The 24,968-nt window shown below is 59.9% G+C and carries 21 protein-coding genes and 1 pseudogene; 9 read left to right on the forward strand and 13 right to left on the reverse strand.

Going from position 1 to position 24,968, the window contains the following annotated elements:
• The first annotated feature begins 40 nt into the window (after window positions 1-40).
• From LIX15_RS15385 to LIX15_RS15395, 3 genes and pseudogenes are all read left to right on the forward strand, one after another.
• Window positions 41-988 (forward strand): ABC transporter ATP-binding protein, encoded by a 948-nt coding sequence (locus tag LIX15_RS15385; protein WP_227776904.1) that lies wholly within the window; start codon window positions 41-43, stop codon window positions 986-988.
• Complete coding sequence (locus LIX15_RS15390; protein ID WP_227774040.1) at window positions 985-1,713, forward strand: ABC transporter permease; 729 nt, start codon at window positions 985-987, stop codon at window positions 1,711-1,713. Before LIX15_RS15385 ends, LIX15_RS15390 begins: the two co-directional genes overlap by 4 nt.
• Window positions 1,701-1,823, forward strand: a pseudogene (locus LIX15_RS15395) (ABC transporter permease subunit); the annotation flags it as partial. The gene LIX15_RS15390 and the pseudogene LIX15_RS15395, both read left to right, overlap by 13 nt.
• A 211-nt stretch (window positions 1,824-2,034) precedes the next feature.
• Here the strand turns inward: LIX15_RS15395 and LIX15_RS15400 are convergent.
• From LIX15_RS15400 to LIX15_RS15410, 3 genes are all read right to left on the reverse strand, one after another.
• Window positions 2,035-2,607: a response regulator gene (locus LIX15_RS15400; RefSeq protein WP_227774042.1), complete on the reverse strand. Its 573-nt coding sequence runs from the start codon at window positions 2,605-2,607 to the stop codon at window positions 2,035-2,037.
• A 311-nt stretch (window positions 2,608-2,918) separates the two neighbouring features.
• Window positions 2,919-3,569 carry a helix-turn-helix domain-containing protein gene (locus LIX15_RS15405; RefSeq protein ID WP_227774043.1) on the reverse strand — a complete coding sequence of 217 codons (651 nt, stop codon included), beginning with the start codon at window positions 3,567-3,569 and terminating at the stop codon, window positions 2,919-2,921.
• Between the two features lie 73 nt (window positions 3,570-3,642).
• Window positions 3,643-4,692 carry an NAD(P)-dependent glycerol-1-phosphate dehydrogenase gene (locus LIX15_RS15410; protein ID WP_227774044.1) on the reverse strand — a complete coding sequence of 350 codons (1,050 nt, stop codon included), beginning with the start codon at window positions 4,690-4,692 and terminating at the stop codon, window positions 3,643-3,645.
• A gap of 160 nt (window positions 4,693-4,852) precedes the next feature.
• Here LIX15_RS15410 and LIX15_RS15415 point away from each other — a divergent pair, with 160 nt between their 5' ends.
• A complete protein-coding gene (locus LIX15_RS15415) occupies window positions 4,853-5,173 on the forward strand; it encodes a hypothetical protein (RefSeq protein ID WP_227774045.1) in 321 nt (106 codons plus the stop codon).
• A 231-nt stretch (window positions 5,174-5,404) separates the two neighbouring features.
• On the opposite strand, the gene LIX15_RS15420 is transcribed toward LIX15_RS15415, so the two are convergent.
• Complete coding sequence (locus LIX15_RS15420) at window positions 5,405-6,394, reverse strand: NAD-dependent epimerase/dehydratase family protein (protein ID WP_227774046.1); 990 nt, start codon at window positions 6,392-6,394, stop codon at window positions 5,405-5,407.
• A gap of 133 nt (window positions 6,395-6,527) precedes the next feature.
• Between LIX15_RS15420 and LIX15_RS15425 the strand changes: the two genes are divergently transcribed.
• Window positions 6,528-7,262, forward strand: coding sequence for a GNAT family N-acetyltransferase (locus LIX15_RS15425; RefSeq protein WP_227774047.1), 735 nt, complete (start codon window positions 6,528-6,530; stop codon window positions 7,260-7,262).
• Between the two features lie 36 nt (window positions 7,263-7,298).
• On the opposite strand, the gene gltB is transcribed toward LIX15_RS15425, so the two are convergent.
• The 5 genes from gltB to LIX15_RS15450 all read right to left on the reverse strand — a co-directional run bounded on the left by gltB (window position 7,299) and on the right by LIX15_RS15450 (window position 16,835).
• On the reverse strand, window positions 7,299-11,831 hold the full coding sequence (gene gltB, locus LIX15_RS15430) for a glutamate synthase large subunit (protein ID WP_227774048.1): 4,533 nt from the start codon (window positions 11,829-11,831) through the stop codon (window positions 7,299-7,301).
• A gap of 231 nt (window positions 11,832-12,062) precedes the next feature.
• The gene (locus tag LIX15_RS15435) at window positions 12,063-12,563 is read right to left on the reverse strand and encodes an Lrp/AsnC family transcriptional regulator (protein WP_227774049.1); all 501 of its coding nucleotides are present in this window, start codon (window positions 12,561-12,563) and stop codon (window positions 12,063-12,065) included.
• A gap of 445 nt (window positions 12,564-13,008) precedes the next feature.
• Complete coding sequence (proS, locus tag LIX15_RS15440) at window positions 13,009-14,463, reverse strand: proline--tRNA ligase (RefSeq protein WP_227774050.1); 1,455 nt, start codon at window positions 14,461-14,463, stop codon at window positions 13,009-13,011.
• Between the two features lie 84 nt (window positions 14,464-14,547).
• Window positions 14,548-16,284 (reverse strand): hypothetical protein, encoded by a 1,737-nt coding sequence (locus LIX15_RS15445; RefSeq protein ID WP_227774051.1) that lies wholly within the window; start codon window positions 16,282-16,284, stop codon window positions 14,548-14,550.
• Window positions 16,285-16,367: 83 nt separating this feature from the next.
• Window positions 16,368-16,835, reverse strand: a complete 468-nt coding sequence (locus LIX15_RS15450; RefSeq protein WP_227774052.1) for an 8-oxo-dGTP diphosphatase — start codon at window positions 16,833-16,835, stop codon at window positions 16,368-16,370.
• Window positions 16,836-16,922: 87 nt separating this feature from the next.
• Here LIX15_RS15450 and LIX15_RS15455 point away from each other — a divergent pair, with 87 nt between their 5' ends.
• Window positions 16,923-17,315, forward strand: coding sequence for a DUF7994 family protein (locus LIX15_RS15455; RefSeq protein WP_227774053.1), 393 nt, complete (start codon window positions 16,923-16,925; stop codon window positions 17,313-17,315).
• A gap of 15 nt (window positions 17,316-17,330) precedes the next feature.
• Here LIX15_RS15455 and LIX15_RS15460 read toward each other — a convergent pair whose 3' ends face one another.
• Window positions 17,331-17,807: a DUF7984 family protein gene (locus LIX15_RS15460; RefSeq protein ID WP_227774054.1), complete on the reverse strand. Its 477-nt coding sequence runs from the start codon at window positions 17,805-17,807 to the stop codon at window positions 17,331-17,333.
• A gap of 364 nt (window positions 17,808-18,171) precedes the next feature.
• On the opposite strand from LIX15_RS15460, the gene LIX15_RS15465 reads away from it, so the two are divergent.
• Together LIX15_RS15465 and LIX15_RS15470 are read left to right on the forward strand one after the other, a co-directional pair.
• On the forward strand, window positions 18,172-20,088 hold the full coding sequence (locus LIX15_RS15465) for a beta-CASP ribonuclease aCPSF1 (protein WP_227774055.1): 1,917 nt from the start codon (window positions 18,172-18,174) through the stop codon (window positions 20,086-20,088).
• 149 nt (window positions 20,089-20,237) lie between these two features.
• A complete protein-coding gene (locus LIX15_RS15470; protein WP_227774056.1) occupies window positions 20,238-20,789 on the forward strand; it encodes an NUDIX hydrolase in 552 nt (183 codons plus the stop codon).
• A gap of 30 nt (window positions 20,790-20,819) precedes the next feature.
• Here LIX15_RS15470 and mce read toward each other — a convergent pair whose 3' ends face one another.
• The 3 genes from mce to LIX15_RS15485 all read right to left on the reverse strand — a co-directional run bounded on the left by mce (window position 20,820) and on the right by LIX15_RS15485 (window position 24,337).
• Window positions 20,820-21,203 carry a methylmalonyl-CoA epimerase gene (mce, locus tag LIX15_RS15475; RefSeq protein WP_227774057.1) on the reverse strand — a complete coding sequence of 128 codons (384 nt, stop codon included), beginning with the start codon at window positions 21,201-21,203 and terminating at the stop codon, window positions 20,820-20,822.
• A 60-nt stretch (window positions 21,204-21,263) separates the two neighbouring features.
• Window positions 21,264-22,583, reverse strand: coding sequence for a beta propeller repeat protein (locus LIX15_RS15480; RefSeq protein ID WP_227774058.1), 1,320 nt, complete (start codon window positions 22,581-22,583; stop codon window positions 21,264-21,266).
• Window positions 22,584-22,654: 71 nt separating this feature from the next.
• Window positions 22,655-24,337: an acyl-CoA mutase large subunit family protein gene (locus LIX15_RS15485; RefSeq protein WP_227774059.1), complete on the reverse strand. Its 1,683-nt coding sequence runs from the start codon at window positions 24,335-24,337 to the stop codon at window positions 22,655-22,657.
• A 92-nt stretch (window positions 24,338-24,429) separates the two neighbouring features.
• On the opposite strand from LIX15_RS15485, the gene LIX15_RS15490 reads away from it, so the two are divergent.
• Complete coding sequence (locus tag LIX15_RS15490) at window positions 24,430-24,789, forward strand: hypothetical protein (RefSeq protein ID WP_227774060.1); 360 nt, start codon at window positions 24,430-24,432, stop codon at window positions 24,787-24,789.
• The last annotated feature ends 179 nt before the right edge of the window (window positions 24,790-24,968 follow it).

Raw genomic sequence — 24,968 nt, forward strand, 5'->3', positions numbered from 1 at the left:
GATCAGAAAGCACATGTGGGTCGCCTGTGAAACCCTCTCCATGGCCGCCATCAGAACGCAGTCTCTCACGAAGCGATTCGGCGACGTTGTCGCGGTTCGCGACGTGAATCTCACGGTCGAAGAGGGCGAAATCTTCGGCTTCCTCGGGCCGAACGGCGCGGGGAAATCCACGACCATCAACATGCTGTTGGATTTCATGCGCCCGAGCGAGGGAACAGCGGAGGTTCTCGGACACGACGCACAGAAAGAACCGCGAGCAATCCGAAATCGAATCGGCATCCTCCCGGGGGGCTACGACCTGTACGACCGACTCACGGCGCGCGAACATCTCGAATTCGCCATCGACGCGAAAAACGCCGATGCAGACCCGTCGGAACTCATCGACAGGGTCGGACTCTCCCAAGAGGACGCCGACCGAAAGGTCGGGGGCTACTCGAAGGGGATGGCCCAGCGCCTCGTGTTGGCCTCCGCACTGGTGGGCGACCCCGATCTGCTCATTTTAGACGAGCCCTCCTCGGGACTCGACCCGCACGGCATCCGCGAAATGCGCGAACTCATTCGCGGCGAGGCAGACCGCGGCACGGCCGTGTTCTTCTCCAGCCACATCCTCTCGGAAGTCGAAGCGGCTTGTGACCGGGTCGGCATCATGAACAACGGGCGACTCGTCGCCGAGAATACGGTCGAAGGTCTTCGCGAACTGACCGGTGCGAGTTCGCAGTTGATTCTGAAAGTCGGTCGCGTCCCAACAGAACTCGACTTGACGAGCATCGAGGGCGTCTCCGGCGTCTCCGTCGATGACTCCGCACTTCGCGTGTCCTTTTCCGATCCCGGCAAAAAAGCGCAGGTGGTTAAGCGCGTGGATGCCGCGACGCGAATTACGGACATCAAGTCCGAACAGGCGTCGCTCGAAGAGCTGTTCGACAGTTACACCAGAGGCGAGGAACCGACCGGCAGAAAACCCGAATCGCCAGCGGAGGTGTCGGCATGAGCTGGCTCTCGGTGGCGAAAAAGGACTTCATCGACTCCCGTCGCTCGAAAGGGCTGTTGGGTCTCATCTCTCTGTACGTTCTGCTGTTGGCGCTCATCGTCTACTTCGCGGGCGATAGCCCGCAAAGCGCGATGACGGACGTGCTCGCGCTGGTGTCGCTCATCGGTATCTTCATCATTCTCAGCGCGCTCATCGTCGCCTATCTCTCCATCGCTGGCGAGCGCGAATCGGGGAGCATCAAATATCTGCTCGGACTGCCGAACACGCGATTCGACCTCGTGGTCGGGAAGTTCGCCGGTCGCTCCATGGTTATCACGGTCGGTTTGCTGTTGGCGTTCGGCGTCGCTGGCGCGCTGGGGGTCGTTCTGCTCGACAGTGTCGACTTCGTCGTGTTCGCGAAGTTCTTCCTGCTGATGCTGTTTTTCACCCTGACGTACATCGGCATCGCGGTCGGTTTGTCGGCGCTCTGCGCCTCGCGTTCGCGCGCGATGGCGAGTTCCGTCGGCGTGTTCTTCGTGTTTAACGTCCTCTGGACGGTTCCGACGATTTCACCGGCAGCAATGCTTCGGTACGTTGCCGAAGATAAGCTCGGAATGGTCTTCGGCCCTGAAATCTACGAACTCGTCTTCCTCATCAGTCCGCCCTACGCGTTTCAGCGCGCCGCCGGACTCGTCTTCACCGAACAGAGCATCTACTTCCCTCGGTACTTCTCCCCCCCCAGATGAACATCCCGTTCTATCTGGAGGAGTGGTTCATGCTCGTCATCCTCGGCGCGTGGCTCGTCGTCCCGCTGACGATCGGCTACCTCTCGTTCGAGCGCGCCGACTTGGGATAATCGTCACTGCTATTTTCACACTCAAGCGATTTTTTGCGCGTTTCCAGTAATAGATACCACAGCGAACCGGTCACTCGCTTTGCCTGACGAACAGCGAACTGAGTTCTCCACGAAACGACGCAACAACCGGTCGTGCCCGCCACGCTGTGTTCGTTTGATTTCGGAGCGTAAACTGCTGCTAACCGATTTCCGCGAAACGCAGTATTCCAAATTATTCCGAAGCGACGTAGTTTTCCGCCAGTTCTCCTTGCAGGTCGTCGTTGCCCAATCCCTCCAACGTGTCCGAAAGTGACGCTTTCAGCGACTGAATCTCGGTGACGAGTTCTCGATACTCATCGCGACCGTTGAGTTCTTCCAAACTCATTCGCGTTTCGAGCGTCGCTCGTTTCGAAGACAACGTGAGTAGTTGCTGAACGTCGGTGGAGTATGTCGCGCGCTGTGCCAGCGTCGTAACGATGTCGTGTAACTGATTTGGGGAACGAATTGGTTTGACGACGTAATCGTCGTAGCCGAGTTCGAGCACGTCGAAGTCGGGTTCCGACGCGGTAATCATCCCGACCCGACAGTCCAACTGTCGTTCACGGATTGCTTCGAGAACGTCGTCGCCATTCACCCGTGGCATATCCCTGTCGAGGAGTGCGATGTCGATGGTGTCGTCCGCGTACTCCATCGCTTCGGCACCGTCGTATGCGGTGTACACTTCGTACTCCTCGTCGAGCCACCGGGTGTACAAGTCTGCAATCGAACGTTCGTCGTCGGCGACGAGAACGGTGTGGCTGCTCATAGCGCCATGCTCCGACCATCCGGTTGTCGCCGGGCGGCCTTCGGTTCGAATTCATGCGAGCGATACCCTCGCTGAGTCGTTTGTGTATCCATCGGTCTGAGTCGTCTGGTTTGGCGGATCGGGAACGCAATCCACAAGCGGAGACGAGGCGTTCAGTCACACCGGAGAGACAGAATTCACTATCAAAGAAGGTGAAACGCGCACATCTCCGTTTGGGGGAATCACGACGGAATATACAGAGCGAAATCAGTTGAGACCACATGTTTCCCACGAAACATGCTTAAGTACTGTTCCCGTTCGTATTTATACGATTACTCTTCTAACGAACGAAATGACCCGGCGATGAGGTTCGAGTAGCCGCGACGCAAACGACCGCCGACCGCCTGCGGCGATATCTTCAGTTCGTCGGCCAACACCTCCAGCGTGATATCTCGCGGCCGTTCGAAATAGCCTTCCTCGTAGGCCGTGACGAGCGTTTCCTGCTGTGCAGGCGTCAGCGTTCTCAACTGCTGTGTCGTCATCTCCTGTAAAGAGTAGACGCGATGGACTTCCACCGTAATTCCCTCCCGTCGGCAAAAGGATTGGAACGAGGACATCTGTTCCTGTGCCGGAAATCGGAGGTGGAACGTCCATCCGTCCGCCGTGCCGTTTGCCTCCATCACCGTTGCATTAGCCTCTTCGATTCCTCGCACGAATCCGGTAATTTCTTCGTTCCAAACCGCTCGGAACAGCGTCCCATCAGAAAAGGAATCGAGCCTCGTGAGGTCTTGTATCGCGGGCTCGTCGCGCACCGCGGTTTCGAACTGACCAATCGTATCTCCCCACGCCCAGAAAAAGGGAAACACGGCGGTTCCCGTCGGAACGATGCGCTCGAGTTCTATTTGCAACTGCGAATCCGATTGTAGTGCGCGGCCGAGCGCGAACTCGTCGGCGGGTATCGAAATCTCCACGATGGTACTCATATAATCAGCGCCACGTCTGGACACTTTCACGGGAGTGTCTTGAAAGTTATTGCCGCTGTAAACTCGCTCTATATTATATAACGTTCGTCGTCGTCGCCGCTTCGATGGCCGCGGCTTCGTTCATCCCGTTGCCGAGTATCGTGTATCTATCGCGGATTTCGTGGGCCGTGGTGAGTGCTTCGACGACCGTTTTGCCGTCGATTTCGAGGCCGTCTGCAGTTGTCGGCGCGCCGATAGTCGCCAATGCGTCTCGGATTCCCTGCCAGTTTCCGCCGTGGAGATATTCGGTGATGATGGAACCGACGCCGACTTGGTGGCCGTGGAGGGCCGCCCCGGGCGCGATGCGGTCGAGTTGGTGCGAAAAGAGATGTTCCGCCCCGCTGGCCGGACGCGACGACCCCGCGATGCTCATCGCCACGCCGGAGGAGACGAGCGCTTTGGTGACGACCCACGCCGACTCCTCCAAGCCGGGTTTGATGGACTCCGCGTTATCGACCAGCATCTCCGCGGTCATCTCCGCGAGCGCGGCCGAGTAGCCCGAATATTCGACGTTTTGGAGACGGTTTGCGAGCCGCCAATCCTTGACCGCGGTGTAGTTGCTGATGATGTCCGCACACCCCGCCGTCGTGAGCCGCCACGGCGCGTCCGCGAGTATTTCCGTATCCGCGACGACCGCCAATGGCGGTTCCGCGGCGACGCTGTGCCGAGTGTTCTTTTCCGGCACCGACCCCCGACCGCTGACGATTCCGTCGTGACTCGCCGCCGTCGGGATCGAGACGAATCCGCGTTTGATTTCGTCGCTCGCCATTTTGGCGATGTCGATGGCTTTTCCGCCGCCGACGCCGACGAGGTAGCCCGCATCGACTTCGCGCGCGACTTCGATAACGCGTTGGACGGACGCGAAACTCGCCTCCTTGATGACCACCGTTTCGACGGCGATTCCTTCCTCCTCGAACTGCGCGACGACTCGTTTGCCCGCCACGTCGTTCGGCGTCGGACTCGTGACGACGAGCGGAACGCCGTGGAGATGTAGTTCCGAGATGGCGTCCACCGTCTCGGAGAGGACGCCGTGGCCCACCACCACGTTTCGAGGCAGGCGAATCCAGGTAGATTTATCGAACATACCTCTCATTCGTGATGGGTCCGTGAAACAGTTTACCCTCTCTCGGAACGTGGACGCGGATGCAGAAGGGACGTTATCGAATGTATCTCAATCGAAACGAGAAAGCAGGACTGCACACTCTCGGATTTTGGATGAATGTCGTCGGCAAATCCGGATTTCAATGGAATCGAAACGAGGAAAGCAGGACTGCACACCCTCAAATGTCGGGAGGATGTCGTCGGCAAATCACGACTCCAATCAAACCGCAACCGCCTCCGCAGGCCACATCCTCCCCAACCGACTCCATCAACTCGCTAACGCTCGTTTCGGTCGTCCCTCGCGCGCTAGTCAGCAGGCCTTCGGAACGTCCTCAGGCCTGCCGACGCACGCGCCACTGTGGTTTGTGAAAATTCACGAAATCCGAATTTTGCCATCTGGCGCGCGCTGGCACACCCCTGGACTTCACGTCCGAAAGGGTGTGCTAAAGTCGCGCGAGGGATGACTGAGTGACGAAGGAATCGGTTGGGGAGGCATGTGGGCGGATACAGTGCGGTGGCGGTCACGTGTTGTCGTGACTCGCTAGCAACAAATTCAAATTGACCGACTTTATACCAATTAGAATAACATTCTGCCAGTTCTGTCGTGATACCTCTACGCTGTCGAAAACAGTCTTCGAGGAACAAACACACGAAAACCACACTCACCCAGTCAAATCAAAACCACGTCTCAGCTCTTATATCGTATCCAGAACGCCCAGCACTCTTTCCTCGCTTTCTCGGCCGGGGTCGTGCTCGCTTCCGTCGCGCTCACTTTCCAGATGCTCCGCAACCGTCCTCTCCATCGCCTCCGCTACTGGTGTCGATTCCCAACCGAGACTCGCAAGCTTGCTCGTGTCGAGGACGTGCGGATAGTCCCGATAGAGGATGTAGTCGTCCACCGAGAGGCCCGCCGTCGAGAGTTCGCGGTCGCTGGCGTGGACGAGTTCCACGTCGGTCTCAAAGGCGTCCGCGATAAGCCCCAGCATCTCGTCCATCGTGACGAGTTGCCGGTCGCCGACGTTGTACGACTCTCCCGGTTCGCCCTCCTCGGCGACGATTCGGAGGGCGCTTGCCACGTCCTCCACGTAGGCGCGGTGCCAGAGGTTCTGGCCGTCGCTGGGCACGAGCAGTCGGTCGTACTCGTTCACCCGGTCGAGCCAGAAGTCGAGGCGTTCGGTGTAATCGTGCGGGCCGTAGACGATGCAGGGCCGGACGCTCATCGCGTTCACGCCGCGCTCTGCGGCCTCGAAGATGGCGCGGTCGCCCTCTGCTTTTCGCGGGCCGTAGGAGTCGTGCGAATCGTCGGTGGCCTGTTCGGGCGTGCAATCGCAGAGTTCCGTCTCGTTTTCGCGCTTGGGGATGACTTCCGTCGCGTAAGCGCTTCCGCTAGAGATGTAGACGTAGCCGTCCACGTCCGCGAATATTTCCGTCGCAGCGCGAACCTCGTGGGGTTCGTACGCCACGCAGTCGATGACGATGTCCGGGCTGACTTCCGATTTCGCCGCTTCCAGCGCGGAATCGTTCGTTCGGTCGCCCTCGAAGTGGGTGACTCCCTCGGTATCCGCAAAGGGATTGTCGTGGTTGCCGCGATTGAAGATGGTCACGTCGTAATCGTTGCCGAGCAAATCGTTCACGAGGTGACGACCGATGAATCGGGTGCCACCGATGACGAGTGCGCTGTCCATGCCGGGGTGATTTCGGGTGGTGGCGCAAAACGCTACCGAAGGCGGAGATGCGAGTTAATTATCGTCGGTTCGTCGGTCAAGAAATTGCGTTGGCCGGTAGAATGTTTATCTCCCGTGCCACAGTAGTCCAAGTATGCAGGTACGCGAAGCGAGAACGGAGGATATCGCCGGAATGCAAACGGTCGCCGAGCGGTCGCTCTCGGCCACCTATTCGCACTTTGTGGACGAAGAGGTAATCGAACACGCGGTTTCGGAGTGGTACTCCGACGAAAATCTCGAATCCGAGTTCCAGAGTCGCGGCATGCTGTTCCTCGTCGCGCTCGAAGGCGGCGACGTGGTCGGCTTCTCACAAAGCGACATGCTCCCCGACGTTCCCGAGGGGAACATCCTCTGGTTGCACGTGGACCCCGACTATCGCGGCGAAGGCGTCGGTACGACGCTCCTCGGCAGAACGCAAGAGGAACTCAGAGAGAAGGGTGTCGAAACCCTGATGGGGTTGGTTCTCGCCGACAACGAGGAAGGGAACCAGTTCTACGAAGACAACGGATTCACCAAGGTCAGCGAACGCACCGCCGAAATCGGCGACCAGACGTACACCGAGAACGTGTACGCCGAAACCGAGACGGCGGTGTTGGAACCCCGTCAGTACGAAAACGAGACGCTCTACATCAACCGCGCCGAAAGCAGTCGCGGGTCGAAAGCGCCGTTCTTCGCGGTGTTCACGGGCGAGGACGCAAAAACCCGCTACGGCTACTTCTGCTCGAACTGCGAATCCTTCGACAACTCGATGGATAGCATGGAGCGAATCCAGTGCAACGACTGTGAGAACAAGCGAAAGGCGGCGCGGTGGGACTCGGCGTATCTCTGAGAGTACACCGATTCGATTCCGGATTCGACCCCACGGTCAGTCGTCGGAAACGATTTCCACGCGCGACGACTGCTCGGGTGTCGGAACCGCGCCGGGCGGGGTCGTCCGAACGTCTTCCTGTCCCGCCTCGATAGCCTGCTGGTAGGCGTCGGGCATGACCTTCACGAAGTTTTCTTTTGCCGATTCCCACCGTTCGAGCAGCGCGCGCGCCGCGTCGCTTTCGGTCGCGGTGGCGTGGTTTTCGATCAAGCGACGAAGCACCGCTTCGTCGCGAGCCTCCAGTTCGGTCGAAAGGGATACGGTTTCGCCGTTGACGCGTTCGACAATCCCGTTTTCTTCGGACATCTCGCCCCCCTCGTACACGTAGGCCACGCCGCCGGTCATTCCGGCGGCGAAGTTTTCGCCCACGTCGCCCAGCACCGCTACGACGCCGCCGGTCATGTACTCACAGCCGTGGTCGCCGACGCCTTCGACGACGGCTTTCGCGCCGCTGTTCCGAACGCCGAATCGTTCGCCAGCGACGCCGTTGACGTAGGCTTCCCCCGCCGTCGCGCCGTAGAGCGCGACGTTTCCGACGACGACGTTTTCGGCGTCGTACCCAGCATCCTCGGGGGTTCGCACGGCGATTCGACCGCCCGAAAGTCCCTTGCCGAGGTAGTCGTTCGCGGCACCGGTCAGGAACAGGTCAACACCCGACTGGGCGAACGCACCGAAACTCTGTCCGGCGGTGCCGTCGAACTTGCACGTAACTGTTCCATCCGGCAGCCCGGATTCGTCGTGAACCGCCGAAATCCGACCTGAGAGCATCGCGCCGACGGCTCGGTCTTGGTTCGAAATCGCCCCCTCGATTTCGACCGAATCGTCGCCCTCGATTGCCGGTTGCGCGGCGGTCAGCAGGACGCGATCGAGGTGATCGTCGAGTTCGTGGTCTTGTTCTCTGGTTTTCGTTCGGTTGTCGTCGCCCGCCCCGCCATCGACCGGTTCGGCCAGCACGGACGAGAGGTCGAGGCGGCGGGCTTTCGGATGCGTCGTCTCGCGTTGCTGGAGCAGTTCCACGCGCCCGACCATTTCCTCCACGCTGCGAACGCCGAGTTCGGCCATGATTTCGCGCAGTTCCGCGGCGATGAACGTCATGTAGTTGATGACGTGGTCCGGTTCGCCGGGGAATCGCGCACGCAGGTCTTCGTCCTGCGTGGCGATGCCGACCGGACAGGTGTTTTTGTGACACTGCCGGGCCATCACACAGCCGCTGGTGACGAGGCTTGCAGTCCCGAAGGAAAACTCCTCCGCACCCAGCAGGGCCGCGACTGCAACGTCTCTGCCCGTCTTCATCCCGCCATCGACGGTGACTTTGATGCGCGAGCGAAGCCCGGTCTGGCGGAGCATCTGGTTCGCCTCGGCCAGTCCGAGTTCCCACGGTAGTCCGGCGTTTTTGATTGACGTTCGCGGACTCGCGCCGGTTCCGCCGGAGTGCCCGGAGATGTGAACCACGTCGGCGTTCGCCTTGGCGACGCCCGCGGCGATGGTTCCGATTCCGGCTTCCGACACCAGTTTCACGTTGATGTCCGACCCGTCGCTCGCCGCCTTCAGGTCGTAGATGAGCTGTTTCAAATCCTCGATGCTGTAGATGTCGTGCTGTGGCGCGGGCGAGATGAGGCCGACGCCCGGCGTCGCGTGGCGAACGTGCGCTATCGCTTCGTTCACTTTACCACCGGGAAGGTGGCCGCCCTCACCGGGTTTCGACCCCTGTGCCATCTTGATTTGAAGCTCGTCGGCGGACTGGAGGTACCGACTCGTGACGCCGAACCGACCGCTCGCGACCTGCTTGATGGAGCATTCGCGCTCGGTATCAAATCGCTCCGGCGGTTCGCCGCCCTCGCCCGTGTTCGATTTGCCGTCGATTCGGTTCATCGCAATCGCGTTGTTCTCGTGCGCTTCGGGTGACAGCGACCCGAGGCTCATCGCGGCGGTGGAAAACCGCCTCACGATTTCCGAAACGGATTCGACCTCTTCGATTGGAATCGACTCGCGCCCGTCGGCGTCGAAATCGAGCAGGCCACGGAGCGTCTGGAGTCGTTCGTTCTGGTCGTTGATTTCGGCGGCGAACGTTTGGTACTCCTCCTCGTCTCCTTGCCTGACGGCCCGCTGAAGCGCGCCGACCGTTTGCGGGTTCCACTGGTGGTGAATCCCGTTCGAGCGATGTTCGTACTCGCCCTGTCGGGCGAGCTTCTGGTCGTCGCTCCCATCGAACGCCGTCTCGTGACGGTCCAACAGGTCGGCCTCGATTTCCTCGATGCCGATTCCCTCCGTTCGATTCTCGGTTCCCGTGAAATACTCGTCCACGACTTCGGCGTTCAATCCCACCGCATCGAAAATCTGGGCGCCGCGGTAGCTCTCGACGGTCGATATTCCCATCTTCGCCATCGTCTTCAACAGTCCCGTTTCAAGTGCGGAGACGTAGGCGTCGATGGCCTCGGATTCGTCTGCACCATCCGACCCGGCCACCAAATCCGCGATAGTCTCGTAGGCGAGGTAGGGGTTGACCGCGCCCGCGCCGTACCCGACGAGCGTCGCGAGGTGGTGAACCGTTCTAGAGTCGCCGGATTCGACCACGAGTCCGGTTCGGGTTCGAAGTCCCTCGCGAACGAGGTGGTGGTGGACCGCGCCAGTCGCCAACAGGGACGGCACCGGAACCCGCTTTTCGTCGGTGTTCCGGTCGGAGAGGACGAGAATTTCGACACCCGATTCGACCGCGTTCTGAGCCTCCGAACGCACGCGCTCGATGGCGTTTCGGAGGCCGGTGTCCGGTGTGAAGGTGATGTCGATGACCTCGGTTTCGAGGTCGGTTTCCGTCGCCGCCGACAGTTCCGCATCGGTCAGGACGGGTGAATCGAGCACGAGTTGCCGAGCGTGGTCTGCCGACTCGCCGAGGAGGTTTCGCTGGCGACCGAGGCGGGTTTCCAAACTCGTCACCAGTTCCTCGCGGATATAATCTATCGGCGGGTTCGTCACCTGCGCGAACAGCTGCTTGAAGTACGAGAACAGGGGACGGTCGAAGTTCGAAAGTACCGAGAGCGGCGTGTCGTCACCCATCGACCCGACCGGGTCTTTCCCCTGTCGAACCATCGGTTCGATGAGTTCGGTGAGTTCGTCGTCGGTGTAACCCCAGACCGCCTGCCGAGTGCGGAGCGGTGCGGCGGTGCCCGTCCTCTCCCCCGCCCCGGCGGAAGCCGACTCCGCGGAGTCGGCTTCCGCAAGTCGTATCTGCTCTTCTTCGACCCACTCTCCGTATTTTTCGTCGGTTAGTTCCGCGAAGACCTCCTCGTCGGAGACGACGCCGCCAGCCTCCGGGTCGGCGAGGAACAACTGTCCGGGTTGGAGGCGGCCGCGCTCCACGATTTCCCCTTCGGGCGTGTCCAGCGCGCCCGCCTCGCTGGCCATGACGAGACGGTCGCCTTCGGTCACGTCGTACCGGCAGGGGCGCAGTCCGTTCCGGTCGAGCACCGCGCCGACTCGCTCCCCGTCGGTCGCGGCGACGAGCGCGGGACCGTCCCACGGTTCGACTAACGAAGCGTGGAAATCGTACCACGCCTGTCGGCGGCCGTCGGTTCTCGACCGCCATGCCTCCGGAACGAGCATCCGGAGCGCGTGCGGTAGACTTCGTCCATCCTGCAAGAGCAGTTCGAGGACGTTGTCGAGGCTGGCCGTGTCGCTCTGGTCGGCTCGGGTGACGGGCACGATTCGGGACACGTCCTCGCCGAGTCGCTCGCTTTCGAGGTCGGTTTCGCGAGCGGTCATCCAGTTGACGTTGCCTCGGATGGTGTTGATTTCGCCGTTGTGGATGGTGCGGCGGTACGGGTGCGCGAGGTGCCACGCACCGAGCGTGTTAGTCGAAAAGCGCGCGTGAACCAACGCGACGGACGATTTGAATCGGTCGTCGGAGAGGTCGGGGTAGTAGATAGAAAGCTGCTCGCCGGTCAGCAAACCCTTGTAGACGAGCGTTTTGCGGTCGAGCGAGCAGACGTAAAATCGCTCCCCGCTATCGGTTTTCGGACTCCCGATTTCCCGTTCGAGGACGCGTCGGGCGACGTAGAGGGTGCGGTCGAACTCCGTGCGTGATTGGTCAGCAGCCGGTTCCACGAAACACTGGACGATGGCGGGTTCCGAGTCGAGCGCGGTTTTGCCGAGGTCGCCGTTATCCGTGGGAACCGTACGCCAGTGAAACACCGACAACCCTTCCGATTCGAGGATGGTTTCGATTCGTTCCGTGAGGGCGTGGCGAGCATCCTCGTTTTGGGGAAGGAACAGCTGACCGACTGCGTACGTTTCGGGAAGTTCGTAGTCCAGTTCCGAAGCGAAAAAGTCGTCCGGTCGTTGGACGAGGATTCCGGCACCGTCTCCCGTGTTCGGTTCCGCACCCGTCGTCCCGCGATGTTCGAGATTTCCGAGGAGCGAAAGCCCGTCGGAGACAATTTCGTGGTCGGCGGTGGTGTCCGCGTCGAGGTTCAGTACGACCCCGACACCGCAGTTCGACCGTTGAGCGGTTGGGTCGGCGAGGTGCGTCGTCATATGCGACCGCATGGCAAAGACGCATAAGAGGTTTCTCCTGAAGGACTAAGGGTGCCTCATTGTCAATATATGTTCCTTATATTGTGGTCGGTTGGTGAGTATGTGCGAATATAGTCCGATAATAATGGATAATATGGGGCAAATATACAACGAAATTCCCGAATTAGCGAAAAAATGCGAACGAACGGCCACTCGATATCGTTCGTTCGATGCAGTCGATAGCTACCTTCGCTACTCGCCTTCGATGAGCTCCTGTAAATCGTCGTCGTCGTAGTTTATCAGCAGCCTCGACTCGTCCTTGAACGTCTCCAGAACGACCTGCGTCGAGGAGTGTTCGACCCCTTCCGTGTGGATGATGTCGTCAATGTAATCCTGCAGATGGTCGTGGTCGCGCAGATGAGCGATTATCGTGAACGACTTATCACCCAGCATGAAGTAAACGGTCTGAACCCCGGAGATGTCGCGGAGGTCGTTGCCGATTTCCTCGTACCCCGGACCGTAATCGCTTCGAATTTGCGTTATCGCGGTGAGTTCGAGCCCGAGCTTTTTAGCGTCGAGTTTTGAGACGGTTCCCGAGAGAATACCTTGCTTTCGATACTTGTCGAGTCGGTAGTAGACGGTGGAGGTACTGATTCCGAGTTCGTCGCTTACCTCGTCCACGTCGATGTCACCCTCCCTGTCGAGCCAGCGAAGGATTTTGAAGTCCTTTTCGTCGAGATTAACGTCGGCCATATCTAACCAATCGTAGTCGGGTTTCTAAAACTTTGCTAAGGATTCGTGGCTTGGATAAATCTACACTCGATAGATTTCAACACCTGTTGGGGGAATCGATTGTTCGAAACTGTCCGTAAATACGTTCGAAAATTATACACTGCGTGTCTTATATCTTTATTTCCAAGTCTATCGGGAAAACAATCCCCGTACGATTCGGGACACCGTCCGACTATTCGTCAATCAAGCGCCGGGCGCGTTCCGTGACGTTCGGTGCGTGCTCCGCGGTTCCTCGTTTCCGGATGTTCGCTGGTGATAGCTCCCGTCCGCGTTCACCTACCGACACTTTCGGTCGTCCCGTATCGCATCTACAGTATCGTACCGGGCTGTTTCGGCGGAATACGTCGCACACGTGGCCCAAATACCTGGTGTCGGTCGATGCCGTTTCGTTCAGCCATCGCTTCGCTCAGTACGATTTAGCGAAGTACGCCGTCTCCTCCGCTTCGTCGCCACAAATCGCACAGTCGTCCCCGCACGGTTCCTCGTCGCGGTCTAAGGGTACCATCACGATTTCCGCCGAAATCGGCTCCTTGATTTCTTCCTCACAGTCTTCGTCGCCGCACCACGGCGCTTTCACGTAGCCGCCGTGCTGGCCGATGGTGCCGAGGATTTCCTCGCGCGAATCCGCACTGCGGATGTTGTTTTCGAGGGTTTCAGCCGCCGCCTCGTACATCTTGTCGTACACCACGTCAAAGTGGTCGTCAACCGACTCTGCGATTCCTGCGCGGTCTTCCACGACCGACTCACCGTCGGGTCGGTGGACGACCGTGATTTCGTCGTCCTCGACCTCGTGGGGGCCGATTTCGAACCGAACGGGGACGCCTTTGAGTTCCCACTCGTTGAATTTGAAGCCGGGGTTGCGCTCGTCGCGGTCGTCCAGTTCGACGCGGACGCCCTCGGCTTCGAGGTCGTTCGCGATGCCTTCGGCGTACGAGAGAACTTCCTCGCGGTTTTCCTCCTGCCAGATGGGGACGATGACGACCTGCTCGGGTGCGAGGGCGGGTGGGCAGACGAATCCCTGCTCGTCGCTGTGGGTCATGATGAGCGCGCCGAGTGCGCGCCACGAGAGTCCCCACGAGGTGGTGTGGGCCACGCGCTCGTCCTCGTTCTCGTCGGTGAAATAGAGGTCGTAGGCCTCCGCGAAGCCCTGTCCGAGGTAGTGACTCGTGCCACCTTGTACCGATTTTCCGTCGGGCATCAGCGCTTCGACGGTCGTCGTGGTGTGCGCGCCGGGGAACTTATCGTGTTCGGGTTTTCGACCGCGCATGACCGGAATCCCCAGCACGTCCTCGTACAGTCGTTCGTACTGCCCGAGTCGGGTCATCGTCTCGTCCCACGCTTCCTCTTCGGTTTCGTGGGCAGTGTGACCCTCCTGCCAGAGGAACTCCTTGGTGCGGAAGAACGGCTTCGTGTCGGTCGCCTCCCACCGAATCACGCTACACCACTGATTGAGTCGCAGGGGCAGGTCGCGGTGGCTCCGCACCCACTGGCTCATGAACGGCGTGATGATACTCTCGCTGGTCGGGCGGAACGCGAGTCGCTCTTCGAGTTCGTCGTGCCCGCCGTGGGTTACCCACGCTACTTCCGGGTCGAACCCTTCCACGATGTCGCTCTCGCGTTCGAGGTAGCTCTCGGGAATGAGCGCGGGGAAGTAGGCGTTCTGCGCACCCGTGTCCTTGAACCACGAGTCGAGATGATTCTGGAGACCTTCCCAGAGGGCGTAGCCGCGGGGACGGGTGACGATGAATCCGCCCATGGGAGCGTAATCCGCGAGCCCTGCCTTCAGAACTACTTCGGCGTACCAGTCGCCGGGACTGTGAGACTTCGACTCGGTGATGCCGAGTTCCTGGTCGTTGCTCATACTCGGAGGTCAGCCACGAGAATAATAAACCCGCGGTGTTCGTCTTCTCACCCCGATTCGGGTCAAGCGTTCGTGTGCGCCGCGTTACGGCGTAAACGTGGTCGTTTCGGTTCCCGACGCACCGTCCGCGTCACGGTACCACGAGACGGAAATTTCCAGCGTTTCACCGACCATGTCCACGGGTGTGCCGTCGTCTTCGAACTGGTAAAGGTAGACCCACGCGTCCGACCCCGAAGACATAATCGCCCACCGCTGGTCGCTGTTGCTGTGGCCGTCGTTCGTCAGATGGAGCGACCCCGGCAACGACAGTCCGTTAACGTCACACGCGCTGTCCTGTACGTCCGCGCCGATGTAGAGTTCGCTGACCCATCTTCCCGCGTCGTAGGAGTGGTCTACCAGCTCGTTTATCGACGAGTTCGACGGCGAAATCGACACCTCCGAGAGCGTCAACGTTTCGTCAAAGTTGTTCGTAAGACGGAATTTCACTCCGGAACGTTCCCCGTTCGAATCCACGTCCGGGTCAACCGCCGTCGTGCCGCTGGAATACTCCAATCCGTTCGGGTTGCTTCCGTCGCCGGTGCGCGGTGCCCCGATGTCCGACGACGGCTCCTCGGGCCCGAATGCGTTGTTCGACTCGTACATGTTCGTCCACGAGGAGACGCTCGTTTGGGTGTACGCGTAATCGTCGCCGCCGGTGGTTCCCGATGGTGGTTTCTCCTTCTGTTGGAACCAGTTGTTATCCATGTCACACCGGTTGTCGGGTGTGCCGCGAATTTTGATGTACTCTTGCGGGCTGCCGTCGCGAAACTCGTCTGAATCGCCTTGCACCTCGTTGTCGTACCGGAACGTGTTGTGGTGGATGTTGATAGTACTCCCTGCCACGTCGCGGTCGCCGTTGTTTGACTCCCAGTTGTGCATGTCGAAGGCGTGACTCACCGTCCGGTCGTCCACGATGTTGTACCGGGCTTCGTAGCCGTTATCCGGGTTACCGAAGCCGTCGATGCAGTGGCGGTTGAGGTCGAAGTAACAGTACTCGATGAGGTGTTCGTCGCCGTTCAGGAGGTCGATACCGTACCCCAGATGTTCCATCGCGTTGGTGTGAATGGAGCAGTGATGAACGTGCGTTCCGGTCGGATAACTCGTCCCACCGTTCGCGTTCGCGCCGACGCGAACCGCACCGACCGTCCAGCCCCAGAGGTGACAGTTGTCGATTTCGACGTTTCTGGCCGATTCGGTGTTGTAAACCTGAATCCCGGTGGACATCTTTTCGACGAAGCCAGGGTCGTAAGGGTCTGCATCCGGGTCGAAATAGCCGCCCGGGAACGGGCCGCGGAGCTGTAGCCCGGTGACGCGAACACCCTTCTCGTACACGCTTTTGAATAGGGCTTCGCTTTCCATTCCGCTGTCCACGTGGAAGAGCGCCCCCTGCGAGCCGTTGATGCCGCGTCCGCTTGCCAGCGTCACGCCGGAGGGAATTTCGATGTTCGCTTCTCCGGTCATGTCGATGGATGCGGAACTTTCGACCCACACTACGTCGCCCGAACCCGCATTGCTCAGCGCGCTTTTCAGCCCGGATTTCGTGCTAACCGTCGTGGTCGCGTCGCTCCGCGTTACGTCGTTGTCGTACTCGGAGCCACCGCCGACTTCCGAGTTCGACGGGGAGGGGTCGGTGGTCGAAACGGCCGCCGCTTTGCCGACAAATTCGTCCATCGAAGCGAGCGCGGCGACGCCGACGGTCGCCGTCGCACTCGCTTTCAGGTAGTCGCGCCGATTCAGAAACCCATTTTCACGTTTTCGCTTGCCACTGATTTCTTCAGACATTAAATCTCGATATAACTATTAGTATAAAAAATTTTTCATAGATATATTCCGGAGAGGTGCGGCAATCGTATGTGTATGCTTTTCTATGTTCTACAGTCGATATCGGTTTCTAGTTCGTGCTCCAGCAGCTCGTCACCTTCAGCGTCGAACCGAAAGCGCCCCGAAAACGTCTCGCCCGAAAAGAGGTGCGGCATCCAAAGGCGGTCGTCCTCCCACATCTCGTCGTAGGGCACGTTCTCGAAGTCGAACCACCGCGGGTTGGCCTCCACCGTTTCTCGTGGCTCTCCCGAAAACGTCTCGGCGCGGAAGACGTGGACGAACATCTTCGGTTCATCTCCGAACACGAACTCGAACTCGCCGACTTTTGACGGGTCGTTCACGGCGACGCAAATCTCCTCTTCGACTTCCCGAACGGCCGCCTCGATGGGCGTTTCTCCGTCCTCTACCTTTCCACCGGGCCCGACGAACTTCCCCTTCCCGAGGCCACGCTTTTTTCGAATGAGCAGGACGCGCTCGTTTCGTAGTAGGTAGCAAAGCGTCGCAGGTTGCATATCGATTCGCTGTTGTCGGTGTAATATCAAGTTTCGGAAAACCGAAACGGGACAAACTATTTATGTTCAGTTCGACAACATATTTCTATGAAAGCGGCGATCATCTCGGCACCCACCGGCGGGATGGGCCACCGAGGTCTCCGATTGCTCGGTACGTTCATCCTCCTCATCAATCTCGGCCTCCTGTTCGTCTTCGGTTTCGACGTGCTGACCGACTTAAGTCGGCTCGTGCAGGTCGCCCTCGGCATTCTCGGCGGCCTACTTTTCATCGGTGCGACCATTGACCTCTCGTGGAACGTCGAAGGACACCGACTGGCGGGAATTGGGTATCTCTGTCTCGCGTCGTCGTACCTGTTCGCCAACCTGCCCGTTTTCGATAACATTTGGTGGGCAGTCATCACGGTCGTCAGCGCGCTCTCGCTGGCGTTCATCAGTTTCGACGTCGCGCGCGGCGGGCGTCACTTCAACATCAACGCCTGATTCGGTTTCCGAAACTCACTCCACCGAAAACGGACTCTCCGTTTCTTTCCACTTCCATCCCGGCAATCGCGTCTGGAATCCGGCGGCGAGCGCGGCCTCCAAGTCGTCCACTCCCGCTGCTTCGTCGTCTTCGTGGTGCATCACGTCCGCGTAGTGGAAGGTCGCTTCGCCGAGCAGCCGAAGCGGTTGATTTCCCGCGATCATTCCGGCGAGTTCCCTGCCGAGGAGTTCATCAATCACGAACCCTGGATAGTCGCCGTCCACGTCCAACTCGCGGAGAATGGCAACCAATCCCGCGACGTTCACCGCGAGGTTGCCGTTCGCGAAGACGGCGTCCACCTCGTTTCGGTACTCCGATTCCGTGACTTCGGCGACGGTCGTCTCGAAGGCGTCGCCGAGTTCGTCGCGGACGCGGTTGATGAGCGTCACGACGCCAGTTCGGTCGCGCACCCATTCGTATTCGTCGGCGACGCGGGACGGGGAAAGATGCATGCAGATAGCTTGCCGAGGAGCGATTTAGTTGTACCGCCGGGTGTGTAATTCTCCTTCGAGCGGACCGCTGGAGGGGGAAACGCGGCTGGTTCGCGAATATTGAGAAGGCTTTTATAACCCCATGGATTACTATGTGATAAGCGGGTTTTCCTGTGTCCCCCATGAGCAGTTGGCTTTCGGAGACCGGGACCACACTATGCGCAGTAGTGCGCGACATTACAATCCCGCAAAAAATAAGCGAGACAATCTATGCTGTGCTGTCTAAGTCGTAGTGATTACGGTGTTCGTGCCGTTTGCGACATCATTCGAGACATCGGACAAACAGCACTCGCTCTCTCGACGGACGAAGCAGACTGTTTTCACCATGAGTAAAGTAGAGCAACAACTCGAAGACCTCAAAGCAACGATTACGAGCGAACTGCCGAGCGACATTTCGGTGTCTGACGTCAAGTACGAAGGCCCCGAACTCGTCGTCTACACGCGTGACCCGAAAAAGTTCGCGAAGAACGGCGACCTCATTCGGAAACTAGCGAGCCAACTTCGGAAACGAATCACGGTTCGTCCCGACCCGGACGTGCTTTCGCGGCCGGATAGGGCAAGAAAGGACATCCTCGAAGTGATTCCGGACGAGGCGGGCGTCACTGACCTCGATTTCCACGTCGATACTGGGGAAGTCGTCATCCAAGCCGAAAAGCCGGGAATGGTTATCGGCAAACACGGGAGTACTCTCCGTCAAATTACACAGGAAGTGGGCTGGACGCCGGAAGTCGTTCGCACGCCACCGATCGAATCCTCCACGGTGTCGAACGTTCGGAACTTCCTGAAACAGGAGCGCGAAGATAGACGCGATATTTTAGAAAAGGTCGGTCGGCAGATTCACCGTGAGGAGATGAGCAACGAAGAGTGGGTTCGCATCACCACACTCGGCTGTTGCCGCGAAGTCGGTCGGGCGAGTTTCATCCTCGCGACGCCGGAAACCCGAATCCTCATCGACTGCGGCGACAAGCCCGGTTCCGACGACGTGCCGTACCTCCAAGTCGAGGAGGCGCTCGGCGCAGGTGCGAGCACCATCGACGCGGTGGTGCTCACTCACGCTCACCTCGACCACAGCGCGCTCGTTCCACTCCTGTTCAAATACGGCTACGACGGCCCGATTTACACGACGGAACCGAGCAGAGATTTGATGGGGTTACTCCAACTCGACTACCTCGATGTTGCCGCGAAAGAAGGCCGCGTCCCGCCGTACGAGAGCGAGATGGTCCGAGAAGCCATCAAACACACTATTCCGCTCGAATACGGCGACGTGACCGACATCGCGCCCGACGTGAAACTCACGTTCCACAACGCAGGGCACATCCTCGGTTCCTCCGTCTCACACTTCCACATCGGCGACGGCCTCTACAACGTCGCGTTCTCGGGCGACATTCACTACGAGGACACCCGCCTGTTCAACGGCGCGGTCAACGACTTCCCGCGCGTGGAGACGCTCGTCCTCGAATCCACCTACGGCGGTCGAAACGACTACCAGACCGACCAAGCCGATTCGGAGGAGCGACTCAAAGAGGTCATCAACGAGACGTACGACAAGGGTGGTAAAGTCGTCATCCCCGCGTTCGCAGTGGGTCGTTCACAGGAGATGATGCTCGTGATCGAGGAGGCGATGCGAAACGGCGACATTCCGACCATGCCGGTGCATCTGGATGGAATGATTTGGGAGGCAACGGCCATCCACACCACGTATCCCGAATACCTCCGCGACGACCTCCGCGACCGCATCTTCCACGAAGACGAGAACCCGTTCCTCGCGCCGCAGTTCAACCATATCGACGGCGGCGAGGACGAACGACAGGACGTGGCCGACGGCGACCCGGCGATCATCCTCTCGACTTCCGGGATGGTCACCGGCGGCCCAATTATGTCGTGGCTCGAACATCTCGGGAGCGACCCGGACAACACGATGGTCTTCGTCGGCTATCAGGCGCAGGGAACGCTCGGTCGGCGCATCCAGACGGGGTGGGACGAAATCCCGCTCAACGGACGCGGCAACCGGAGCAAGACGCTCAGCCTAAAGATGGACGTCGAGACAGTCGATGGCTTCTCCGGCCACGCCGACCGCGCCGGACTGATGAACTTCGTCAAGACGATGAACCCCCGCCCCGAGAAAGTGCTCTGCGTCCACGGCGACGAGAGTTCGACTCAAGACCTCTCCTCGTCGCTCTACCACGAGTTCAACATCCGTACCTTCGCGCCGAAGAACTTGGAGACGTTCCGGTTCAAGTGAACGCGCTCGTTCGGTGCTAACACACCTCGCTCGCCCGTTTCGTGTTTATCGAGGGAGAGTTGTTCCACTGCTTCAATTCGTCTTTTACCGGGAGCAAGGAGAAATTCGAGCGATACGCTGATGTCGATGCGGCTTTTCGGTACGATTCCATGTCACTCGCCGAGCAGATGCGCGCGGAGATAGACGACCGGGTTGAGCGGTTACGAGACGAGTACGGACACTTTCCGGTCTGCGAAATGACCGTTGAGAACGACCCCGAGTTTTTCGCACACGGTCGTGAACTCGTCGAAAGTGGCTGGCTCGGCGATGCAAGCGCGTTCGTAATCGATACCGACGGACGAGCGCTGTTCATACGCCATCTCGATGCACCTGAAGCGTGGGGAGTACCCGGAGGCGGCCACGAACCGGGCGAGAGCCACGCGGAAACCGCACGCCGCGAAGTTCGAGAAGAGACCGGCATCGAATGCGAGATAACCGGCGTCTGGTGTGCTCGGCGAAAAACCATCATGCTGGAGACGAACCGCGATAAGCGGTTGTACGCACTAACCGTCCACTTCGACGCTCGGATGACGGGCAGTGGGAGAGCGTCGGCGACCACCGACGAGGAAGTGCTGGAGGCGAAATGGTTCACAAACCCGCCCAAATCTGTATTCGATTTTCTCGAACCGAGGGTGGAGGCATGGGTTAACAGCGACGAGTAGGATTTCCGTGTCCTGTCTGATTCGGGGAAATCAGTGCTCTACGAACTCGACGAGCACGCCGCCGGTCGATTTCGGATGCAAAAAGGCCACATCGTGGCCCCACGCGCCGAGGCGCGGGTCCTCGTCGATGAGTTCGACGCCGTGGTCGCGGGCAGTCGCCAGCGCTCCTTCGATGTCGTCGGTTCGGAGCGCGACGTGATGGATGCCTGGCCCTCGACTGTCGAGATAGCGGGAGATAGTTCCCTCTTCGATTGGCTCCAGCAGTTCGAAGTAGCTATCGCCGAATTCGACGAAGACGACCCGGAGACCGTCGAACTCCTCTTCGTGTGCGATAGGTGCGTCGAAGAGCGTCCCGTACAACTCCGCCAGTTCGCTCGCGTCGTCAGTTGCGATGCCGAGGTGGTCGATGTGCATGGTAGCGGTTCGTCGGTGGTCGGTTTAATGCCAATGAATCGAGCGTCCGAATGCGATCGACTATCCTTCTCTCGGACGAACGACGACCGTTCCACCCTCGCCAACGGCAATCGCCCGGTCGGAATCGACGGCGACCCCGCGAAGCCCATCAGCGATCGTCCTAATCTGTTCCCAATCGGTCGTCGCGTCGACGCGCTCGTGAACGATTCCACCATCTCCGCAGGCGACGGAGAACTCGCCCCACGCGAGTGCCCGGAGGGGGTCGTCTCCGAGGCGCTTCGGCGTCCAGTTACCGTCGTCGTATCGGTGGAGAACTCCTGCGTCGTCGATGGCGGCGCAATCGCCGCGCGCGGTTGCGCCGATGGCGGTGAGGGTTCCATCCACCGACTCGATACCGATTCGCTCGAACGTTTCGCCGCCATCGGTCGTCTCAAACACGGAGTCGTTCGTATCGCAGCAGTAGCCGACGCCGTTGGCGAGCGTGACGGCGCAGAGACTCGACCCACTTCCCGGTTTTTCCGGGTCGCCCCACGCGAGGTTGCCGTCACGATACCGACCGCGTAGCACCTGCCCCGAGCCGTTGACGAGGAGGATCGTCGCGTCGTCGCCCGTTCCCGAGACGGCGATGTCCGTCCAGTTGTCGGTGATTCTGGAGGGTGCGGAGTAGTCGGTGTGTCTGCCCGTCTCCGGGTCGAGGCAACCGAGGGAACCGCCGTCCCCGGCGAACCAGACCGCACCGTCGTCGCTCGCGTCCGCACTGCGGAGGTCGAATCCGTCCGCCCCCGGTCCGTCGTCGAGGACGACGCGCCACTCGGCGTCCGTCCCATCGGCGGCGAGCACGACGCCACCCTCGCCGAGGGCGAACGCGCGAGCGTCCGTGACGACCACGTCGGACAGCACCGCCTCCGTCGGCGTTTCGGCGGTCGTCCAGCGCGGTTTTTCCGGGGCGTCTGCGTCCGTATCGTCCGCGTCGTCGGAATCGCTCGAAGCGAGTTCGGCGTCGGAGCGTCGGTTCGACTCGCCGTTTGCCGGTTCACTGCCGGTTTCGACACTCGGAATCGTTCCAGTCTCCGAGCTCCGGCCGACAGCTGAATTCCTACTGGCTGTCGAATCCGCGCCAGTCGTAAGTTCGTTGTCGGTAATCGTTGGTTCCGTCTCCTCGACGGTCGATTCGACATCACGACCGTCCGCTTCGCGGAGATACAGCACGATTGGCGGGATAACGTAGGTGGTGACCGCGACGATGGCGAACCCGCGGTGGACGAAGGTCAACATCCCGAACGCGGTCAGCGACGCGGTTGCGAGCGCGTGGAGCCACGTCTTCGTATATCGCCGATAGAACGCGACGAATCCGCGGCGAGAAGTGGCGGGAGATTCCATTACGTACCCATTGGACTCGAAACGGGTGAGACTTTCCGCCGGGGACGAAACCGTTTTCGGTCGAAATGCACTTACACCGCAGTTCCGGGGCGATACTCGCCGAACACGTCCCGAAGCACGTTGCAAATTTCGCCGACCGTGGCGTAGGCTTTCACCGCGTCGATGATATACGGCATCAGGTTGTCGTCACCCTCCGCGGCGTCGCGGAGTGCGGACAGCGTCTCCTCGACTCGCTCGTCGTCGCGCTCCTCCCGAACCTCGTTCAGGCTCTCTATTTGCCTGCGTTCGTCCTCCTCGGTGACCTCTTGGATGTCCATCTCAGGTTCCTCGTCCACCTCGAACTCGTTGACGCCGACGATGATTCGCTCGCCCGCCTCGACCTCCTGCTGGCGGTCGTAGGCCACGTCCTGTATCTGGCGCTGCACCCACTGGCTCTCGATTGCAGAGGGCATTCCACCCTTCTCGTCGATAGTGTCGAGGAGGTCGAAGGCTTCCTCCTCCAAATCGTCCGTGAGTGCCTCGACGTAGTAACTGCCCGCGAGGGGGTCGATGGTGTCCGCGGCCCCGCTTTCGTGCGCGAGGATTTGCTGGGTTCGGAGCGCGGTTCGGACGCTCTTTTCGGTCGGAAGCGCGAGCGCCTCGTCCTTCCCGTTGGTGTGAAGGCTTTGGGTTCCGCCGAGAACCGCCGCGAGGGCCTGATACGCGACCCGAACCACGTTGTTGTCGATTTGCTGGGCCGTTAGGGTCGAACCTGCGGTCTGCGTGTGGAACTTGAGCTGTTTCGATTTCGGGTTCTCGGCGCCGAACCGCTCCTCCATGATAGTGGCCCACATTCGCCGGGCCGCGCGGAATTTGGCGACTTCCTCCAAGATATCGTTGTGCGCGTTGAAGAAGAAAGAGAGCTGAGGCGCGAACTCGTCTACGTCCAATCCAGCGTCGAGCGCGGCCTCGACGTAGGCGATTCCGTCGCCGAGCGTAAAGGCGAGTTCCTGCGCCGCAGTCGCACCCGCCTCGCGGACGTGATACCCCGAAATCGAGATGGTGTTAAATTTCGGCGTCTCCTCTGCGCAGAATTCGAAAATGTCAGTGATGACCCGCATCGACGGCTCTGGCGGGTAGATGTACGTGTTTCGCGCGATGTACTCCTTCAGCAGGTCGTTCTGGATGGTTCCCCGAAGTTGCTCGCGCGGAACGCCCTGCTCGTCGCCGACCGCTATGTACATCGCCAACAGCACCGACGCGGGCGCGTTGATGGTCATCGACGTGCTCACCTCGTCCAGCGGAATCCCGTCGAAGACGGTTTCCATGTCGGCCAGCGTGTCGATGGCCACGCCCGACTTGCCGACTTCGCCCGCCGACATCTCGTCGTCGGAGGTGTAGCCCATCTGGGTCGGCAGGTCGAACGCCATCGATAGACCGCTCTGGCCGTTGTCGAGCAGGTAGTGATAGCGTTCGTTCGTCTCGTCCGCCGTCCCGAACCCGGCGTACTGGCGCATGGTCCACAGTCGCCCGCGGTACATCGTGGGATACACCCCGCGCGTGTAGGGGTCTTCGCCCGGGAAACCGAGGTTGTCCTCGTAGTCCATGTCGGCTACGTCGTTCGGCGTGTAGAGCCGATCTATCGACTGCCCGTCCGTGTCGGTCGTGAACTCCTCCTTTCGCTCGCCGAATCGGTCGAGCGTCGGGGAGAGCGTTGCTTCTTCCCAGTCGTTTTTCCCCCGGCGGATTTCTTCGAGGTCGTCCGCGTCGAACATTGTGTGAACAGTCGCGGGGGCGACTCTTAAGAGTTGACGGACGAGGTCGGAAAACGCGGTTTCGAAGTGGAATTGTTGGACGTGAGTGCCGATTGCGAGGAAAACCAGTTTCCGGTATCGAAACGACGGTTTTCGGTGTTTTGATTGGTATTCCCGACTCCAAACGAAGCTCTCGCTTCGCTCACGAGAACTCCGTTCACGAGGACGCCGAGGAACCGCCAGTCTCCCCACTCCTCCCCGCCAGCGCGGACTTGCACCCGGTGTCCGCTGACGCTCACGACTCACGGCTTCGCCGTTCTCTGACGAGGCGACGCAGCTGCGTCGCCTCGTTCCTCTCGTGCGAACGCGCTGGCGCAACCATACGGCAGGTCAGTCAAGCGATGTGGCGCGCGCTGGCGAGCCTTCGAGAAGTTCACCTTCGAGGAGGCGAGCCAAAGCCGCGCGAGGGATGAGCGAACGAGCGCCAGTGAGTGAGTAAATCGGTTGGGGAGGCATGTGGGCGGATGCGGTTGCGGTCATGTGTTGTCGTGATTTGCTACCACCATTTCTACACCAATTCTGACAGTGACCACTTCTACACCAATTTTGGCGGAGACTTACTTCCACATCACCAAATTCCCCCGTACTTGAA

Source organism: Haladaptatus pallidirubidus (genome assembly GCF_020700235.1).
In the GTDB taxonomy this organism is placed as follows: domain Archaea; phylum Halobacteriota; class Halobacteria; order Halobacteriales; family Haladaptataceae; genus Haladaptatus; species Haladaptatus pallidirubidus.